This is a genomic window from Tsukamurella ocularis, from assembly GCF_965138335.1.
GTDB lineage: Bacteria > Actinomycetota > Actinomycetes > Mycobacteriales > Mycobacteriaceae > Tsukamurella > Tsukamurella ocularis_A.
This window is the reverse complement of sequence record NZ_CBCSDV010000019.1, coordinates 51,818-69,759: the sequence shown is the minus strand read 5'-3', so window position 1 is coordinate 69,759 and position 17,942 is coordinate 51,818. Positions and strand designations below refer to the sequence as shown.

Below are 17,942 nucleotides of genomic sequence, written 5' to 3'. Positions count from 1 at the left end.
TGTCGAACGACTCCGGCCGCGCGCAGCATGCGCGCCGCCAGGTGGGGACGGACCGCGCGAGGAAAGGTTTTCTCCCACTTCATGTCGGACAACACTCAGGTCGAATTCGACGACGACATCACCGAAGCGGTCGCCGTCATCGACAACGGTTCCTTCGGCACGCGCACCATCCGGTTCGAGACCGGCCGGTTCGCGCAGCAGGCCGCCGGCTCGGTGGCCGCGTACCTCGACGACGAGACGATGCTGCTCTCGGCCACGTCGCACAGCAAGCACCCGAAGGAGCACTTCGACTTCTTCCCGCTGACCGTCGACGTCGAGGAGCGCATGTACGCCGCGGGCCGCATCCCCGGCTCGTTCTTCCGTCGCGAGGGCCGCCCGTCGACCGACGCGATCCTCACCTGCCGCCTCATCGATCGGCCGCTGCGTCCGTCGTTCGTCGACGGCCTCCGCAACGAGATCCAGGTCGTCGTGACCGTCATGTCGCTCGATCCCAAGGATCTGTACGACGTGGTCGCGATCAACGCCGCCTCGGCGTCGACCCAGATCGCCGGCCTGCCCTTCTCCGGCCCCGTCGGTGGCGTGCGCGTCGCGCTCATCGGGGGCCAGTGGGTCGCGTTCCCGACCGTCGAGCAGCTCGAGGGCGCGGTGTTCGACATGGTCGTCGCCGGTCGTATCGTCTCGGGCTCGGGCAAGGACGCCGACGTCGCGATCATGATGGTCGAGGCCGAGGCCACCGAGAACGTCATCGAGCTCATCGCGGGCGGCGCCACCGCCCCCACCGAGGCCGTCGTGGCCGAGGGCCTCGAGGCCGCCAAGCCCTTCATCGCCGTGCTGTGCGAGGCGCAGAAGCAGCTGGCCGCCGGTGCCGCCAAGCCGACCGGCGAGTTCCCGCTGTTCCCCGCGTACCAGGACGACGTCTTCGCCGCCGTCGAGGCCGCGGGCGCCGCGAAGCTCAACGATGCCCTGTCGATCGCCGGCAAGCAGGAGCGCGACAACGCCACCGACGTCGTCAAGGCCGAGGTGCTCGAGGCCGTGGGCCCGCAGTTCGAGGGCCGCGAGGGCGAGATCGGCGCGGCCTTCCGCTCGCTGACCAAGAAGCTCGTGCGCCAGCGCATCCTCACCGACCACTTCCGCATCGACGGCCGTGGCATCACCGACATCCGCTCGCTCAGCGCCGAGATCGCCGTGATCCCGCGCGCCCACGGCAGCGCCCTGTTCGAGCGCGGCGAGACCCAGATCCTGGGCGTCACCACGCTGGACATGGTGAAGATGGCGCAGCAGATCGACTCGCTGGGACCCGAGACCAGCAAGCGCTACATGCACCACTACAACTTCCCGCCGTACTCGACCGGTGAGACCGGCCGCGTCGGCTCGCCGAAGCGCCGCGAGATCGGCCACGGCGCGCTCGCCGAGCGAGCCCTCGTGCCCGTGCTGCCCTCGGTGGAGGAGTTCCCCTACGCCATCCGTCAGGTCTCGGAGGCGCTCAGCTCCAACGGCTCCACCTCGATGGGTTCGGTCTGCGCCTCGACGATGTCGCTGCTCAACGCCGGCGTGCCGCTCAAGGCGCCCGTCGCGGGCATCGCCATGGGGCTCGTCTCCGACGAGGTCGACGGTCAGGCCCGCTACGTGGCCCTGACCGACATCCTCGGCGCCGAGGACGCGTTCGGCGACATGGACTTCAAGGTCGCCGGTACGTCCGACTTCGTCACCGCCCTGCAGCTCGACACCAAGCTGGACGGCATCCCGTCTCAGGTCCTGGCCGGCGCGCTGGGCCAGGCGAAGGACGCCCGCACCACGATCCTCGAGGTCATGGCCGAGGCGATCGCCGCACCCGACGAGATGAGCCCGTACGCCCCGCGGATCACCACGATCAAGGTGCCGATCGACAAGATCGGCGAGGTCATCGGACCCAAGGGTAAGACGATCAACTCGATCACCGAGGAGACCGGCGCCAACATCTCCATCGAGGACGACGGCACCGTCTTCGTCGGTGCGGCCGACGGCCCGTCGGCGCAGGCCGCGATCGACCGGATCAACGCCATCGCCAACCCGCAGCTGCCGAAGGTGGGCGAGCGCTTCCTGGGCACCGTGGTCAAGACCACGGCGTTCGGCGCGTTCGTCTCGCTGGTCCCCGGGCGTGACGGCCTGGTCCACATCAGCAAGCTGGGCAACGGCAAGCGCGTGAACAAGGTCGAGGACGTGGTCAACGTCGGCAGCAAGCTGCAGGTCGAGATCGCCGACATCGACGAGCGCGGCAAGATCAGCCTGATCCCCGTCGTCGAGGAGCAGGCCGCCGAGGCCGGCGCCGCTGCGGGCGAGGAGTAGGAACTGAGCAGCCTGACATCACGGGCTGCGCGGACGGGGGCATCCGGATCGGGTGCCCCCGTTCGTCGTAGCGTCCTGCCGGGCGGTCTGCGGGTGGTCACGGAGACGGTGCCGGGATCCCGGTCCGCCGCCGTGGGCCTGTGGGTCGCGGTCGGCTCCCGCGACGAGCACCCCGCCTCCGCCGGCTCCGCGCACTTCCTGGAGCACCTGCTCTTCAAGGCGACGCCCCATCGCGACGCGGCCTCCCTGGCCGCCGAGGTGGATGCGGTCGGCGGGGAGATCAACGCCTTCACGTCGAAGGAGCACACCTGCTACTACGCGCACGTGCTCGACACCGACCTCGAGCTCGCGGTCGACGTGGTGACCGACGTGGTCCTGGGCGGCCTGTGTCGCCCCGCGGACGTCGAGGTGGAGCGCGAGGTCGTGCTCGAGGAGCTCGCGATGCGCGATGACGACCCCGAGGACCTGGTCAACGAGGCGGCGACCGCCGCCCTGTTCGGCGATCACCCCCTGGCGCGGCCGGTGCTCGGCACCGAGGAGTCGGTGTCGGCGATGACTGCGGTGCGGCTGCGCGGGTTCCACCGCCGGCGGTACACGCCCGAGCGGATGGTGCTCTCGGTCGCCGGGAACGTGACGCACGCGCAGGTGGTCAAGCTGGCGCGGAGGGCGTTCGCGGGTCGGCTCGACGGTGCCGCCGACTCCGTCCCGATCCGGACGGGCGTCCGGCGTCGGCCCGGCGCGCCGACGCTCGAGGTCGTCAATCGCGACGGGGAGCAGTCGCACCTCGTCGCGGGCACCCGCGCGTACGGCCGGTTCCATCCGGACCGGTGGGCGCTGTCGGTGCTCAACACCGCGATCGGTGGGGGGCTGAGTTCGCGTCTGTTCCAGGAGATCCGGGAGCAGCGCGGCCTGGCGTACACGGTGTACTCCGCCGTGGACACGTACGCCGACACCGGGCTGTTCTCCGTGTACGCCGGCTGCTCCCCGGAGCGTCTCGGCGAGGTCGCGACGGTCGCGCGCAAGGTTCTCGAGGACGTCCGCGACGACGGGCTCACCGCCGAGGAGCTGGCCCGCGCCAAGGGCTCGCTCCGCGGCGGGCTCGTGCTGGGGCTGGAGGACGCACAGTCCCGCATGCACCGCATCGGCCGCAGCGAGATCAACTACCAGAACCAGCGCACCGTCACCCGGACGCTGGCGCGGATCGACAAGGTCTCGGCGGCCGACGTGAACCGCGTTGCGCGGGATCTGCTCTCGCAGCCCTTCGGCGGCGCCGTTCTCGGCCCGCACCGCGGGAAGCGCGGCGTTCCGTCGCCCGTCCGGCACTGGCTGGGCTGAGGTGACGGATTTCATCGCGGCAGGGGGATGGGACTCGTGGACCGCGCTGCAGCGCGTGGGGTTCGTCATCGCGAGTGCGCTGACGTTCCTCGCCATCGGCACCGGCTACTTCGATCGGTCGTCCCCCTACTTTCGCGTCGCGCGACGGGCTTACTGGTGGCTTGCCGCCGCGACCGGCGTGGCGGTCGTAGCGACGTGGCCGTTTCCGGGCAGTGTGATGTTCGCCGTCATCGCCGTTCCGCTCCTGTGGGTGGCGATGGCATTGCGCGCGAACATCGACTTCGTCCGACCAGATCGGTGGAACGACGGGCGGGGACGCCCTGATGGTCCGAGCGGATCCCCCGACGACGGGGCATGAGTCGCGGTCGTAGTGCTGTCCCTGGCGATGCTACGTGTGATCGGGTGAAGCCACGGCGTGCCGAACGTGCTCGCGCAGTGCGGATCCCGCAGCCAGGAGCGGATCCGCGCTGCGCAGCGATCGGGCGAGGATGAACGCGCCCTCGAGCGAGCTCAGCACCGCCAGCGTGAGCTCCCGCGCGGCGTCGTCGACGAGGCCGCGCCGCGCGAAGTACGCGGTGCCGCCGGCGATCCAGTCCGCGAAGACCTCCGCGGCCGCGGCCGCCACCTCGGGCTCGGAGTCGGCGACCTCGCCCGCCACGGTGCCCACCGGGCACATCGTGATCCAGCCCGCCTCGGCGATGTGCTCGGCGGCCAGCGCGAAGGCGCCCGGAACCGCCTCCTCGAGGTCGGGCGCACCGTCGAGCAGGGCGGGCAGCAGGGCCATGTACGCGGCTCCGGAGGACCGCAGCGCCGCCGCGGCCACCTCGGGCTTTCCGCCCGGGAAGTGGTGGTAGAGCGAGCCCATCGTGGCGCCGGCAGCCACGGTGAGCTGCTTGACGGTGGTGGCGCCGTACCCCTGGCGGCGCAGCAGTTCTCCCATCGCGACGACGAGCCGCTCGCGAGTGGGCATTGACCGGTCGATCATCACGTCCTACATTCTAGAGTAGCCGCTCTAGAGTGAATGCTCCAATGGAGGTGATGACGATGCCGGAGGTCGCGGTTCCCGCCGGCCGGGTCCACTACGAGGAGGTCGGCTCCGGTCTCCCGGTCGTGCTGTTGCACGGCCTGCTCATGGACCACACGGTGTGGGACGACGTGCTACCGCTCCTGCCGGGCGGACACCGCTACGTGCTGCTCGACCTGCCGTTGGGTGCGCATCCCGTCCCGCTGAACGCGGACGCGGACCTGACGAACGAGGGGATCGCCCACCTCGTCGCGGACGTCCTCGAGGCCCTCGACCTGCGCGACGTCACCCTCGTGCACAGCGACTGGGGCGGGGGACTGCTGCTGACGGCCCTCGGACGCGACGAGCGGATCGGCCGGCTCGTGATCCTGCCGAGCACCGCCTTCGACAACTTCCCGCCGGGCCTTCCCGGGAAGGCGGCCACGGTCGCCGCCCGGCTTCCCGGGTTGTCCCTCGGTCTACGCGCCCTGCGTCTCGGCGCGGTGCGGCGCCTACCGATCCTCTTCGGGCGCATGGCGCGCGAGATTCCAGACGGGAGGATGCGTGCCTGGACCCGGCCCGCGATCGACGATCCGTTGATCCGGCGCGACCTGCTCAAGCATGCGCGTGCCCCGTTCGACCGTGCTGAACTCACGCGGGGGACCGAAGCGCTGCGTGCCTTCACCGGCGACGCGCTGGTGCTCTGGATCGCCGACGGCACGGTCATGCCGCGCGACCACGGCCGGCGGCTCGCCGACCTGCTGCCGCACGGCCGGCTCGTGGAGCTGGAGGACTGCTACGTCCTGGCGATGATGGATCGCCCCGACGTCGTCGCCGACGAGCTGTCCGCCTTCCTCGCGGAATCGGTTCCGGCGCGGCGGGACTGACGCCGTCCGTCGAACGGTGCCGGTTCTCGGTCGTGGATGCGGGCCTGTGTACACTTTGCGATGTCAAAATCGCTTCAAGGATGCAGGGGATGCCCATGACTACGTTCGCCCGTCGCGCGATCGCCACCGCTCTGACCGCGGGGACGGTGCTCGCCCTCGCCCCCGCCGTGGCCCACGCCGCCGGCACCGTCACCTTCCGCGGAACGGTCACGGGCGGCACGTCCATCCGGACCACCGCGCCGAACGCGACGGCCACCTGGGTCGGCGACTACGACGATGCGGGCAACCTCGTGATCCGCACCAACTGCGTGATCGCCCACCACGAGCTCGGCGTGATCGGCATCCCGCCGTCGCCCCTGCCCGCGGACCGGTGCGAGTCGATCAAGGGCATCGACCTCTCCGACCGGGTCCTGGTCTGGGAGAACGCCACCACGGGGAGGACCGGCACCGCCCGCTCCGAGTACGACGGCACCTTCATCGTCGCGCCCGGTAAGGGCAGCGTGAGCGTCGCGATCACCGGCATCGTCGGCACCGCCGTCGCGACCTACGTCGCGTAGCACCCCGAGCACGACGCGGCGGCCACCGGAATCCGGTGGCCNCCGCCTCGTCCGGCCCAGGACTACTTCGCGAACGCCCTGGGGAGCGGCTTCCCCTCCGCCGCGAGGACACCGCGCAGGCGGGTGGGGTAGTCGGTGATGATGCCGTCCACGCCGAGCGCGAGCTGCGCCCGCATCTCCTTCTCGTCGTTGACGGTCCACGGGACGACCTTCAGGCCCGACGCGCGCGCCGCGGCGACCGTCTTCTCATCGGACAGCTCGTAGTCGGGGGAGAGCACGTCGAAGCCCGCCGCCTTCACGGCGCGGACCACATCGCCGCCCGACTGCTCGTAGTCGACCGGTCCGAGCCAGGCCGAGCCCTCCTTCCACGTCGTCGCGTCGTAGAGGGCGACCAGCGGCACCGTCGGCGCCTGCGCCCGCACGAGCGGCAGGGAGCGCCAGTCGAAGCTCTGGACCGCGATCCGGTCGAGCACGCCCGCCCGACGCGCGGCGCCGAGGATCTGCGCGACGAAGGCGGCCGGCTCCGCCGACTTCGACCGATCCTCGGCCTCGATCTTGGTCTCGATGTTGAACCGCACGGTGTTGCCCCGGTACTGCGCGACCAGGTCGAAGAGCTGCGGCAGCGTCGCGATCCGGTTGCCCTCGACGACCTTCGCCGCCGGGAACTCCGCCAGCTTCTTCGCGCACGTGAGCGTCTGCACCTGCGCGTAGGTGAGGTCGTGGACGGTCTTGCCCACGTAGGGGAACTGCCTGTCACCGGGGTTCGCGGGCGCGGTGTCGGCGCACTTGTCGGCCTGCACCGTCGGGTCGTGCCAGATCAGCGGAACCTCGTCCTTGGTCAGGACGACGTCCAGTTCCAGCGTCGTCACCCCGAGTTCGAGCGAGCGCGCGAAGCCGTACAGCGACTCCTCGGTGTGCTCGCCCCGCCCGCCGCGGTGCGACTGCAGGTCGAACGAGCCCGACGGTGCCGCCTGGACGGGGGCGGCGACCGCCCCGCCGCCCAGCGCGACGGCGGCGGCGGCCGCGAGGGCGGCGGTGCGGGACAGGATGCGCGAGCGGGTGGTCATGGCGGCAACGTAATCGCACACGATGAATCGCGGGTGAACGACGCACGTGGGATCGCGCAGCCCCCGGACACGGATCCGCTCAGGCGAGCGGCGGTGCTGCAGGCGCCGGGCTCCCCGCGGGCGCGGGTGCTCCCGGTGCGCGGGGGACCGAGGTGCCGGGTGTCGGCGGCGCGGGCCGCCCGGGAGCGGCGCCGGCGACGGAGACCGGTGCGGGCGCGCCGGGCGCGCCCTGTGCCGCCGACGTGGCGGGCGCGCCCTGTGCCGCCGACGTGGCGGGAGCGGCGGGCGGCGCCTGCGTGACGGGTGCCGCGTGGGCGGCTGCCGCGAGCGGAAGGCCCAGCGCGGTCGCGCCGACGGCGGCCACGATCAGCCGTCGGCCGGCGGTGATGAGCATCGACATGTTCTCTCCCTCGGTGAGCGCCGCCGCGCCCGGTGCGGGCGGCCGCTGCCGACGGTAGGAGCGCCGCGTCACGGCCGGATCGGCGTCCCGTCGCAGGCACGTCCCGTCCCGGTCCCGGAGACGACGGACGCCCGCCGGCGAACCGGCGGGCGTCCGAGTGAGCGCGTGCGCTACTTCTTGGCGGAATCCTTGAGCGACCAGGTGGGCGAGAGGTCGCCACCGGTGTGCTCGAGCACCTTCGGCTTCACGGCGATCCAGCCGATCGCCAGGATGGCGACGAAGGCGGGGATGCCGAGGATGACGACGATGAGGTTCGTCTTGTCCCAGAAGCCACCGTCGGACTTGTAACCCGAGTAGGCCATGCCGACGAGGACGAGGAACAGGAAGACGAGGCCGACGTAGCTCATCATCGGCGCGAGCGGAGCGCGGAACGGGCTCTTGGTGACGATGCCCGCGTCGGAGAGCTTCCGGTAGCGGATGTGGCACAGGAAGATCAGGCTCCACACACCGACGACCGCGATGGCGGAGGCCTCCAGAGCGATGTCGAAGGCGTGGCCCGGGACGAGCGCGTTGAGCACGGCGCCGAGGACGTAGAAGATCGACGTCACGATGATGCCGGTAGCGGGGACGCCCGACTTGCTCATGGTCATGAACATCTTCGGCGCCTCGCGGCTGGCGGCGAGGCTGCGCAGCATGCGGCCCGTGGTGTACAGGCCGGCGTTGAGCGAGCTCATGGCCGCGACGATGAGGACGCCGTTGATCAGGGTCGCCATCCAGCTGACGCCCATGCGCTCGAAGACGGTGACGAACGGCGACTCGAGATCGCCCGCGGCGTTCGTGGTGCCGTACTGGCTGGTCGGCAGGATGCACACGAGCAGGAAGATCGAGCCGCAGTAGAAGACCGCGATCCGCAGGATCACCGAGTTGACGGCCTTCGGCACCTCGCGCTGCGGGTTCTGCATCTCGCCGGCGGCGATGCCGACCATCTCGATGGCGGCGTAGGCGAAGACGACGCCCGACATCACGACGATGGGCGCGATCCACCCGAACGTGTCGCTGTGCGGCCAGAACCCGCCGGGGTTGCTCCACAGGTTCGAGATGCCCGCCTTGTGGGCCAGGTCCCCCTCGCCCACTGTGATCTGGCCGATCACGATGACCAGGCCGACCACCAGGAAGATGACGATCGCACCGACCTTGAGCACCGACGCCCAGAACTCGAACTCGCCGAAGGCGCGCGCCGAGAGCAGGTTGATCACCAGCACCACCGCGAGCGCGATGATCACCGACACCCAGTTCGGCAGCTCCCACCACTTCCTGACGTACACCGCCACCGCCGAGAGCTCGGCGACGCCGGTGAGCGCCCAGAAGATCCAGTACAGCCATCCCGCGGCGTAGGCGGCGGCCTCGCCGAAGAACTCGCGGGCGTAGGAGACGAAGGCGCCCGAGCTCTGGCGGTACAGCACGAGCTCGCCGAGGGCGCGCATCAGGAAGAAGGCGATGACGCCGACGAAGGCGTAACTGAACAGTAGGGCCGGGCCCGTGCTGTTGAGGCGGCTGGCGGAGCCCAGGAACAGGCCCGTGCCGATGGCGCCGCCGATGGCGATCATCTGCACGTGTCGGCGGCCGAGGGTCTGCTTGTAGCCCTCCTGCTCGGCCGCGAACTTATCGACGGAATGCGTCATGGATGAGTCTTTCTCCTCGACGTGTCGGTGCGCATGGGGTTGTGCGCTGGATGGGAATGTAGACCTCGCAACGGTTCCGCGGACGCGTTACCGAGAGATGACTTCGGGATGTCGATCGGTGCGGGCGTGTAAACATAGGTCCATGACCGACTTCTCGGACCTCGGGGAGCTGTTCGCCTTCCTCTCCGGACACGCGCCGTTCGACGGGCTGCCCGACGACGTTCGCGCACGTCTCGCGGCCGAATCGTCGGTCAGCGAGTTCCCCGAGGGCGCGACGATCCTCGACGGTTTGTCCGCTTCGCCCGATCACGCCTTCGTCGTACTCGCGGGGCGGGTCGGTGTGTGGAACTTCCCGTCGGCGTCGCCGACCGAAGTCAGCGACGTCGACGAGGTCGTCGGCCCCGGCGGCGTGTTCGGGTACGTGGTCATCCTCGTGGGCGCGAAGGGCGGCCCGCGCGCCGTCGCGCTGTCCGACGTGACGCTGCTGCGACTGCCCGCCTGGGCGGTGGGGGACATGTTCTCCACGCCCGCCGGGGCGGCCTTCCTGGCCACCGAGCTCGCGAAGCCCACCACGGCCGTCTCCGCGGAGGAGGTGCGCGAGCGCACGGCGGGGGAGATCGTGCGACGCCCGCCCATCGTCTGCCCGCCGACCGTCACCGTGCAGGAGGCGGCCACGGCGATGACCGCAGCCAAGTCGGGGTACATCGTGGTCGAGAACGCGGCCCGCGAGCCGCTGGGCATCGTCACCGACCACGACCTGCGCGCCCGCGTGATCTCCGTGGGCCGTCCGGTCACCGATCCCGTGACCGCCGTGATGACGGCGCCGCTGGCCGCCGTCCCGGAGTCCGCGCTCTCGTCCGACGTGCTCATCGAGATGCTCGACCGGAAGCTGCACTACATGGCGGTGCTCGACGCGCACGCCGCCGTGCGGGGCGTCGTGCAGGACGTCGACTTCCTCACGGTCCCCACCACGTCGACCTTCGCGCTGCAGCGCCGTATCGAGCGTGCCGAGGCCGCGGAGTTGCCGGAGATCGGCGCCACGATCCGCGAGATCTTCCCCGTCCTGTGGGGCCAGCAGGCGCCGGTCCGGCACATCTCCGGTGTCGCCGCGGTGGCGATCGAGGCCATGGTCCGGCGCTGCATCGAACTGGAGCTGCCGGTGCACCCCGCGCTGCAGGAGGGCGACTTCACCTGGCTCTCGCTCGGCAGCGTCTCGCGCCGCGAGGTGGTGCCCAGCTCGGACGTCGACAGCGCGATCATCCTCAAGGACCTTCCGGGTGCCTCGGCGGAGGAGATCGAGGTCCGACGGTCCGCCGCCCTCGCGCTGGCCGCCGCCGTCCACGAACGGCTGGAGGAGTGCGGCATCCCGTCGGACACCAACGGCGCGGTCGCCGCGCAGACCCGGTTCTGCCGCACCGAGTCGGAGTGGCTGTACGCGGCCGGGGAGTGGATCGACGCGCCGCTGTCGAACAACGCGATGATGATGGCCTCGCTGCTGGTGGACGGCCGCCCCGTCTGGGGCGACCTGACCCTGCAGCCCGTAGCCGGTGTCTATCAACATCTTTCGGAGCATCCCCGTGCCTTCATCCTGATGCTGCGCGAGGCCCTGACCGCGAAGGCGCGGCTGCGTTCCGTGCGCGATGTGATCTCGCTGCGGGGCGGCACCTTCGACATCAAGGCGCACGCGCTGGTGCCGGTGGTGAACATCGCCCGGTGGGCCGCCCTGAGCCGCGGTTCGACCAAGCTGCAGACCCGCAACCGCCTGGCGGCGGGTGCGGATTCGCCGGTCCTGCCGGACGATTCCGCGGAGGTGTTGCGCGAGGCCTTCTCGATCCTCGAGCGCCTCCGGATGGAGCACCAGGTGGAGCAGATGGCGGCCGGACGCGCGCCGGGGGACGTCCTGTCCATCCGGCGGATGTCCTCCCTCGATCGCGGGCTGCTCGAGCAGTGCGTGCGCGAGGTGGCCGCGGTGCAGCGCCGCATGGCGAACCTCGCGCAGTACCTCGACGCCGGCGAATGGTGAACCGGCGCCGGTGAGCTCGTGGCTCAGGCCAGGACGGCTTCGGGCGCCTTCGACTCGATGTTCAGGGCCGCGCCGACGCCGGCGTTGAGGAGCACCCCGTCGTGCGTGGAGAGGCCCGCGGCGAGGGCGGCGTCCTCGGCGCAGGCGGCCCTCCAGCCCTTGTCCGCGATCCGCAGCACGTAGGGCAGGGTGGCGCCGGTGAGCGCGAACGTGGACGTGCGCGGCACGGCGCCCGGCATGTTGGCGACGCAGTAGAAGACGGTCTCGCCGACGGTGAAGGTCGGGTCGTCGTGCGTGGTGGGGTGCGAGTCGGCGAAGCAGCCGCCCTGGTCGATGGCGATGTCGACGAGCACGGCTCCGGGGCGCATGCGGTGCACCAGCTCGGTGGAGACCAGCTTCGGTGCGGCGGCGCCCGGGATCAGCACGGCGCCGATCACCAGGTCCGACTCGACGACGGCCTCCTCGAGCGCGAGCGAGGTCGAGTAGCTGGTGTGCACCCGACCGCCGAACTGGGCGTTGACGGCGCGCATCTTCCGCACGTCCAGGTCGAAGACCGTGACGTCCGCGCCCATGCCCGCGGCGATCTGTGCGGCGTTGATACCGGAGACACCGCCGCCGAGCACGGTGACCTTCGCGGGCGCCGTGCCCGGGACGCCGCCCATGAGAACACCGCGGCCGCCCTTCGAGCGCATCAGGTGGTAGCTGCCGACCTGCGGTGCCAGGCGGCCCGCCACCTCGGACATCGGGGCGAGCAGGGGGAGCGAGCCGTCGGCGAGCTGGACGGTCTCGTACGCGATCGACGTGGTCTTCGAGGACAGCAGCGCGTCCGTGCACGGGCGCGAGGCGGCCAGGTGCAGGTAGGTGAAGATCGTCTGATCGGCGCGCATCCGGGCGTACTCCGGCTCGATGGGCTCCTTGACCTTGAGCAGCAGGTCGGCCTCGCCCCAGACGTCGTCCGCCGTCGGCACGATGCGTGCGCCCGCCGCGGCGAAGTCCTCGTTGCCGATCGCCGACCCGGCGCCCGCGCCGTCCTCGATCAGGACGTCGTGACCGCGGCGGGTGAGCTCGGCGACACCGCCGGGCGTGATCGCCACGCGGTACTCGTTGTTCTTGATCTCGGTGGGGATTCCGACGCGCATCGTGTGCTCCTGTCCGGCGGGTGGCTTGTGTCACATAGTCTGAAGAAACATCGAGAACCGATCAAGGGCACGGAAGAAGATTCTGGAGAATGCTGAAATGAGCGATGTACATTCTGTGAGAACGGCGTATCGCCCACCATCGTCGAACGATCGTCGCCCCCTGCTCGACGATGCGGACAGGCGGATACTGCTGGTGCTCCAGCGCGACGGGCGGGTGTCGAACGCCGCCCTCGCGGAGGAGGTCGGCCTCGCGCCGTCGACCGTGCACACGCGGGTCCGGCGCCTCGCCGACGCGGGGGTGATCCGCGGCTTCTTCGCCGACGTCGATCCCGCGGCCGTCGGCCGGCCGCTGCGGGCGATGATCGCGGTGACGCTGCGCTCGACCGCCCGGCACCGGATCCGGCAGTTCGTGGAGTCGGTGATCGACCTGCCGCCGGTGATCGACGCCTACTTCCTGGCCGGCGGCGACGACTACCTCCTGCACATCGCGGCCGTGGACACCGACGACCTGCGCCACCTCGTCGAGTACCTCAGCGCCCGCGAGGAGGTCGCGGGCACCAATACCTCCCTCGTCTTCGAGCACGTCCGCGGTTCCGCGCCCCTCTGAGTCGCTCCCGATGCAACCCGCTGCAACGTTCGACGGGGGCGCGGGACCACGGTGAGTGTGGGACGGGTCACAGTCCCGACCGGAGGAATCCCATGCGAGCAGCGCGCTACTACGACCGCAACGACGTCCGGATCGAGGACGTCCCCGCGCCCGAGACGACGGCCGGCACCGTCGCCATCGACGTCGCGTGGTGCGGCATCTGCGGCACCGACCTGCACGAGTACGTCGACGGGCCGATCTTCGTGCCCCCGTGCGGCCATCCGAACCCGGTGAGCGGAGAGGCCGCGCCCCTGACCATCGGACACGAGATGTCCGGCGTCGTGGCCGCGGTCGGCGCGGATGTCGACGATCTCGAGGTGGGTGATCACGTCGTGGTCGAGCCCTACATCATCGCCGACGACGTGGATACGGGGCCCGCGAGCACCGACTACCACCTCTCGCCGAACATGAACTTCATCGGACTCGGCGGGCGGGGCGGAGGCCTGTCGGAACGGATCGTGGTGCAGCGCCGTTGGGTGCACCGGATCTCGAAGGAGGTGCCGCTGGACCAGGCGGCGCTCATCGAGCCGCTCGCCGTCGGCTACCACGCCCTGCAGCGCTCCGGTGCCGGAGCGGGCGCCTTCGCGCTCATCACCGGCGCCGGGCCGATCGGCCTGCTCACCGCCGCGGTGTGCAAGGCGAAGGGACTGACCGTCGCCATCAGTGAGCCGAGCTCCCTGCGGCGCGAGCGGGCGGCCGAGACCGGCGTCGCCGACCACGTCTTCGATCCGACGCAGGTCGACGTGGTCGACGCGGTGCGCGGCCTCACCGGAGGGCGCGGCGCGGACGTCGGCTTCGAGTGCACCTCCGTGCAGCCCGCGCTGGACACCCTGTTCGACGCGCTGCGGCCGCAGGCCGTGCTCGTGGTCGTCTCGATCTGGGGGCACCCCGGCACCGTCGACATGCAGAAGCTGGTGCTCAAGGAGATCGACATGCGCGGCACCATCGCCTACGTCAACAACCACGCCGAGACGATCGCCCTGGTCGAGAGCGGCACCGTCGACCTGGCGCCGTTCATCACGGGACGGATCGGCCTGGACGAGCTCGTGACCGTCGGCTACGACACGCTGCTGCATCACAACGAGACCGCGGTGAAGATCCTGGTCTCGCCGTCCGGGGCGGGGCTGCCCGCCGGAGTCTGACGGCGGCGCGGGCCTAGGCTGTCGGGGTGAGTGAGAGCAGGATCGTCCCGGCCGCCGACCGCACGCACTGGCGCGGCGAGGGGATCTACACGCGGCAGTCGATGCCCTTCACCGGCAACTTCGATCTGGGTGAGAACGCGCACGGGCAGCTGCTGGTGCACAACGACGACCTCATCGACCCCGGCTCGGGCGTCGACCGGCACTTCCACCGCGACGCCGAGATCATCACCTGGGTGATCGCCGGCGAGGTGCACCACGACGACTCGTCCGGCGAGACGGGCCTGGTCCGCGGCGGCCAGGTGCAGGCGATGAGCGCGGGCAGTGGGGTGAACCACCGCGAGCAGAACCCGCGCGCCACCGGCCTCGTCGCTCGGGTCATCCAGATGTGGTTGCCGCCGAACGAGCCCGGCGGCGAGCCCGAGTATCGCACCGCGGACGTGCCGCTCGACGGGCGCGGCCTCGTCCTGGTCGCCTCCGGGATCGCGGGCCGTGACCCGGCCGTCGCGATCAACAACGACGCCGCGGCGCTGCACGCCGCCCGACTCGCACCGGGGGAGTCGGTGGTCCTGCCGCCCGCGCCCTACGGGCACCTGTACGTCGTCTCGGGTGCCGTCGCCGTCGGCGACGACCGGCTCACGGAGGGCGATGCGCTGCGCACCGTCCACACCGGACCGCTCACGGCGACCGCCACCGAGCCCGCCGAGATCCTGTTCTGGGAGATGCACGCGCAGGCGGTCTCCGCGCGCTGATCGCTTACGATGTCGGCTTCCGCCGGCGCGCGTGTGCTCAGGAGCACGTGCACCTGCGCGGAACTCGAATTCGTGAGGTGGACGTCCGAGTCTCCGGGAATGCCCGTTCGAGCCCGTTCGGCTTCGACTCGGTCCACCTCCTGCGGGGCGGGGCGCGGTGTAGGAGGATTCTCCGGTGCAGAACACGGAATCGACGGCCGAACACCGCCGCCTCGCGGAGAGCCCGGGCCCCGACGGGCCCTGGCGCCTGTGGGGTCCCTACCTGGCCGGCCGCCAGTGGGGCACCGTCCGCGAGGACTACAGCGGGAGCGGCGACGCCTGGGCGAGCTTCGGCTTCGAGCAGGCGCACCGCCGTGCCTACCGGTGGGGCGAGGACGGCCTCGGCGGCATCTGCGACCGCTACGGCTTCCTCAACCTGGCCGTCGGCCTGTGGAACCACAACGACCCGATCCTCAAGGAGCGGCTGTTCGGCCTGACGAACGCGCAGGGCAACCACGGCGAGGACGTCAAGGAGTACTGGTGGCCGGTCGACGGCACGCCCACCCACAGCTGGATGCACTGGATGTACCGGTACCCGCAGGCCGAGTACCCGTATCAGCTGCTCCGCGACGCCAATGCGGCCCGCGACCGGACGCAGCGCGAGTACGAGCTCGCCGACACCGGGGTGCTCGCCGACAACCGCTTCTTCGACGTGCACGTGCGCTACGCCAAGGCCGCGCCGGACGACATCTGCGTCGAGATCGAGGCGGTCAACCACGGTCCGTCGCCGGCGCCGCTGGACCTGCTTCCCCAGCTGTGGCTGCGCAACACGTGGGCGTGGGGCCACGACGAGCGCCGCGGCGCGATCGCGCGCGTGCAGTCGCCGCAGGCCGGCGGTCTCGAGGCCGTACGCGTGACGCACCAGTGGCTGGGGGAGTACCACCTCGCGGCGGAGGGTGCGCCTCGGCTGCTGTTCTGCGACAACGAGACCGATGCGGTGGAGCTGTTCGGCGCCGCCGCCAACGCCTCGCCGTACCCGAAGGACGCGATCACCAAACGCGTCGTGCAGGGCGACGAGGCCGCGGTCAACCCGGAGGAGCGCGGCACGAAGGTCGCGTTCTGGTACCGCTTCGGATCCGTGCCGGCGGGGGAGAGCGTGACGGTGCGGCTGCGGCTGTCGCGGACGGCGCCGTCGCTGGACACCTTCGGCCCGGGCTTCGGCGCCGTCCTCGCCGACCGGCGCGAGGAGGCGGACGAGTTCTACGGGACCGTGATCCACGAGGACGTGCAGGGGGAGGACCGCGCCGTCGCGCGTCGCGCGTACGCGGGGATGCTGTGGAACAAGCAGCTCTACCGCTACGACGTCGAGTCCTGGCTGGAGGGCGACCCGGCCGTGGATCCGTCGCCCCGCGAGCGAGCCGATCCCGGCCGCCGCAACACCACGTGGAAGCACTTCTCGCTGGCCGACGTGATCTCCATGCCCGACGAGTGGGAGTACCCCTGGTTCGCCGCGTGGGACCTGGCCTTCCACTGCATCCCGCTGGCGCACGTCGACCCCGAGTTCGCCAAGGAACAACTCGTCCTCATGTGCCGCGAGTGGGCCATGCACCCGAAAGGTCAACTCCCCGCGTACGAGTGGGAGTTCGGCGACGTCAATCCGCCCGTGCACGCGTGGGCGGCGTGGCACGTCTATCGGATCGACGGCTGGCGCGACCAGGACTTCCTGGTCCGCGTCTTCACCAAGCTGCTGCTCAACTTCTCCTGGTGGGTCAACCGCAAGGGCTCCGACGATGCGGGGGTCTTCGAGGGCGGCTTCCTCGGCATGGACAACATCGGCTTCTTCAACCGCTCCGCGCCGCTGCCGCCCGGGTACCGGCTCGAGCAGTCCGATGCCACCAGTTGGATGGCCTTCTACTGCCAGCAGATGTTCAAGATCGCCATCGAGCTGTCGCGGCACGATCCGGTGTGGCAGGACTGCGCGACCAAGTTCCTCGAGCACTTCCTGCAGATCTCCAGGGCCACCTACAACTTCGGATCGCACAGTCTCTCCCTGTGGGACGACGAGGACGGCTTCTTCTACGACGTCCTCGTCCGGCCCGACGGCAGCGCGCTGCCGATGCGCGTGCGGTCCATGGTGGGCCTGCTCCCGTTGCTCGGCGCGACCGACGTCCCCGCGTGGGCGGCGCAGGAGTGCCCCGACGTGACGGCGCGGCTGAACTGGCTGCGCTCGCGGCGGCCGGAGCTCGTCGAACCGGTGCTCTCGAGCGCCGCGGCCGACGGCGCCGGCGACGGCCGGATGCTGCTCTCGCTGGTCAGCCCCGACCGGTTGCGGCGGGTGCTGGAGCGCATGTTCGACCCGGCGGAGTTCCTGGCGCCCTACGGCATCCGCTCGCTCTCCAAGGCGGAGCAGCAGGTGACCGAGGACGTGGACGGCAACACCGTCACCATCCAGTACGAACCCGGCGAATCGACGACCGGGATGTTCGGCGGCAACTCCAACTGGCGTGGGCCCGTGTGGTTCCCGGTGAACGTGCTGCTCGCCGACAAGCTGCGCACCTACGGCAGGCACTTCGGCGACGACTTCACCATCGCCATCCCCACCGGTTCGGACAACCTGTGCACGCTCGAGGAGGCGGCCGACGTCATCGACGAGGGCCTCGTCGGGTTGTTCCGCCCGGTGGCGCGCGCCGACGGTGGCGGTGCGCGCCGTCCCGCCGACGCCGGGCGGATCGAGGGCAGTGACAATCCGCTGTGGGCGCAGCATCCCACGTTCTACGAGTACTTCGACGGTGACACGGGGGAAGGCCTCGGCGCCACGCACCAGACCGGATGGACCGGTTTGGTCGCGCATCTGCACAACCCTCGTCTGCCCATGGAACCGCCGCGGAAGTCGACGCCGGAGCACCGCTGATCGATGGCATTGCACAGCTGTCGAAATCCTGTAATCAAGTACGGTGTACAGGATCTTTTCGGGAGTACGATCCGTCCAGGCGGTTGACGACACCCGC

Annotated in this window: 15 protein-coding genes; 10 read left to right on the top strand and 5 right to left on the bottom strand. The window is 70.7% G+C overall.

What is annotated here, in order from left to right; genetic code table 11:
- Positions 1-81 precede the first annotated feature (81 nt).
- The 3 genes from ACNAYW_RS17125 to ACNAYW_RS17115 are packed head-to-tail and all read left to right on the top strand — an operon-like array spanning position 82 to position 4,018.
- The gene (locus ACNAYW_RS17125; protein WP_415850866.1) at positions 82-2,325 is read left to right on the top strand and encodes a polyribonucleotide nucleotidyltransferase; all 2,244 of its coding nucleotides are present in this window, start codon (positions 82-84) and stop codon (positions 2,323-2,325) included.
- A gap of 3 nt (positions 2,326-2,328) precedes the next feature.
- The gene (locus ACNAYW_RS17120; protein WP_415850889.1) at positions 2,329-3,660 is read left to right on the top strand and encodes a M16 family metallopeptidase; all 1,332 of its coding nucleotides are present in this window, start codon (positions 2,329-2,331) and stop codon (positions 3,658-3,660) included.
- Position 3,661: 1 nt separating this feature from the next.
- Positions 3,662-4,018, top strand: coding sequence for a hypothetical protein (locus ACNAYW_RS17115; RefSeq protein WP_415850865.1), 357 nt, complete (start codon positions 3,662-3,664; stop codon positions 4,016-4,018).
- Positions 4,019-4,048: 30 nt separating this feature from the next.
- Here ACNAYW_RS17115 and ACNAYW_RS17110 read toward each other — a convergent pair whose 3' ends face one another.
- Positions 4,049-4,645 carry a TetR/AcrR family transcriptional regulator gene (locus ACNAYW_RS17110; RefSeq protein ID WP_415850888.1) on the bottom strand — a complete coding sequence of 199 codons (597 nt, stop codon included), beginning with the start codon at positions 4,643-4,645 and terminating at the stop codon, positions 4,049-4,051.
- Between the two features lie 59 nt (positions 4,646-4,704).
- Here ACNAYW_RS17110 and ACNAYW_RS17105 point away from each other — a divergent pair, with 59 nt between their 5' ends.
- Positions 4,705-5,550 (top strand): alpha/beta fold hydrolase, encoded by an 846-nt coding sequence (locus tag ACNAYW_RS17105; RefSeq protein WP_415850887.1) that lies wholly within the window; start codon positions 4,705-4,707, stop codon positions 5,548-5,550.
- A gap of 95 nt (positions 5,551-5,645) precedes the next feature.
- Positions 5,646-6,107 (top strand): hypothetical protein, encoded by a 462-nt coding sequence (locus ACNAYW_RS17100; RefSeq protein ID WP_415850864.1) that lies wholly within the window; start codon positions 5,646-5,648, stop codon positions 6,105-6,107.
- A gap of 62 nt (positions 6,108-6,169) precedes the next feature.
- Here ACNAYW_RS17100 and ACNAYW_RS17095 read toward each other — a convergent pair whose 3' ends face one another.
- The 3 genes from ACNAYW_RS17095 to ACNAYW_RS17085 all read right to left on the bottom strand — a co-directional run bounded on the left by ACNAYW_RS17095 (position 6,170) and on the right by ACNAYW_RS17085 (position 9,256).
- A complete protein-coding gene (locus tag ACNAYW_RS17095; RefSeq protein ID WP_415850863.1) occupies positions 6,170-7,174 on the bottom strand; it encodes a glycerophosphodiester phosphodiesterase in 1,005 nt (334 codons plus the stop codon).
- 79 nt (positions 7,175-7,253) lie between these two features.
- Positions 7,254-7,646 carry a hypothetical protein gene (locus tag ACNAYW_RS17090; RefSeq protein ID WP_415850862.1) on the bottom strand — a complete coding sequence of 131 codons (393 nt, stop codon included), beginning with the start codon at positions 7,644-7,646 and terminating at the stop codon, positions 7,254-7,256.
- 98 nt (positions 7,647-7,744) lie between these two features.
- The gene (locus ACNAYW_RS17085; protein ID WP_415850861.1) at positions 7,745-9,256 is read right to left on the bottom strand and encodes an amino acid permease; all 1,512 of its coding nucleotides are present in this window, start codon (positions 9,254-9,256) and stop codon (positions 7,745-7,747) included.
- Positions 9,257-9,398: 142 nt separating this feature from the next.
- Between ACNAYW_RS17085 and ACNAYW_RS17080 the strand changes: the two genes are divergently transcribed.
- Positions 9,399-11,279 carry a putative nucleotidyltransferase substrate binding domain-containing protein gene (locus ACNAYW_RS17080; RefSeq protein ID WP_415850860.1) on the top strand — a complete coding sequence of 627 codons (1,881 nt, stop codon included), beginning with the start codon at positions 9,399-9,401 and terminating at the stop codon, positions 11,277-11,279.
- Between the two features lie 23 nt (positions 11,280-11,302).
- Here ACNAYW_RS17080 and ald read toward each other — a convergent pair whose 3' ends face one another.
- Complete coding sequence (gene ald, locus ACNAYW_RS17075; RefSeq protein ID WP_415850859.1) at positions 11,303-12,418, bottom strand: alanine dehydrogenase; 1,116 nt, start codon at positions 12,416-12,418, stop codon at positions 11,303-11,305.
- 97 nt (positions 12,419-12,515) lie between these two features.
- Between ald and ACNAYW_RS17070 the strand changes: the two genes are divergently transcribed.
- The 4 genes from ACNAYW_RS17070 (at position 12,516) to ACNAYW_RS17055 (ending at position 17,845) form a co-directional block, all read left to right on the top strand.
- The gene (locus tag ACNAYW_RS17070; protein WP_415850858.1) at positions 12,516-13,025 is read left to right on the top strand and encodes an Lrp/AsnC family transcriptional regulator; all 510 of its coding nucleotides are present in this window, start codon (positions 12,516-12,518) and stop codon (positions 13,023-13,025) included.
- A gap of 92 nt (positions 13,026-13,117) precedes the next feature.
- On the top strand, positions 13,118-14,206 hold the full coding sequence (locus ACNAYW_RS17065; protein WP_415850857.1) for a 2,3-butanediol dehydrogenase: 1,089 nt from the start codon (positions 13,118-13,120) through the stop codon (positions 14,204-14,206).
- Between the two features lie 26 nt (positions 14,207-14,232).
- Positions 14,233-14,955 (top strand): pirin family protein, encoded by a 723-nt coding sequence (locus ACNAYW_RS17060; RefSeq protein ID WP_415850856.1) that lies wholly within the window; start codon positions 14,233-14,235, stop codon positions 14,953-14,955.
- A gap of 175 nt (positions 14,956-15,130) precedes the next feature.
- Positions 15,131-17,845 (top strand): MGH1-like glycoside hydrolase domain-containing protein, encoded by a 2,715-nt coding sequence (locus ACNAYW_RS17055; protein ID WP_415850855.1) that lies wholly within the window; start codon positions 15,131-15,133, stop codon positions 17,843-17,845.
- The last annotated feature ends 97 nt before the right edge of the window (positions 17,846-17,942 follow it).

Bases quoted from the DNA above. Each gene is read 5' to 3' on its own strand.
- ACNAYW_RS17100 (WP_415850864.1), top strand. From the start codon at position 5,646: ATGACTACGTTCGCCCGTCGCGCGATCGCCACCGCTCTGACCGCGGGG.
- ACNAYW_RS17070 (WP_415850858.1), top strand. From the start codon at position 12,516: ATGAGCGATGTACATTCTGTGAGAACGGCGTATCGCCCACCATCGTCG.
- ACNAYW_RS17110 (WP_415850888.1), bottom strand. From the start codon at position 4,645: ATGATCGACCGGTCAATGCCCACTCGCGAGCGGCTCGTCGTCGCGATG.
- ACNAYW_RS17105 (WP_415850887.1), top strand. From the start codon at position 4,705: ATGCCGGAGGTCGCGGTTCCCGCCGGCCGGGTCCACTACGAGGAGGTC.
- ald (WP_415850859.1), bottom strand. From the start codon at position 12,418: ATGCGCGTCGGAATCCCCACCGAGATCAAGAACAACGAGTACCGCGTG.
- ACNAYW_RS17080 (WP_415850860.1), top strand. From the start codon at position 9,399: ATGACCGACTTCTCGGACCTCGGGGAGCTGTTCGCCTTCCTCTCCGGA.
- ACNAYW_RS17125 (WP_415850866.1), top strand. From the start codon at position 82: ATGTCGGACAACACTCAGGTCGAATTCGACGACGACATCACCGAAGCG.
- ACNAYW_RS17095 (WP_415850863.1), bottom strand. From the start codon at position 7,174: ATGACCACCCGCTCGCGCATCCTGTCCCGCACCGCCGCCCTCGCGGCC.
- ACNAYW_RS17065 (WP_415850857.1), top strand. From the start codon at position 13,118: ATGCGAGCAGCGCGCTACTACGACCGCAACGACGTCCGGATCGAGGAC.
- ACNAYW_RS17085 (WP_415850861.1), bottom strand. From the start codon at position 9,256: ATGACGCATTCCGTCGATAAGTTCGCGGCCGAGCAGGAGGGCTACAAG.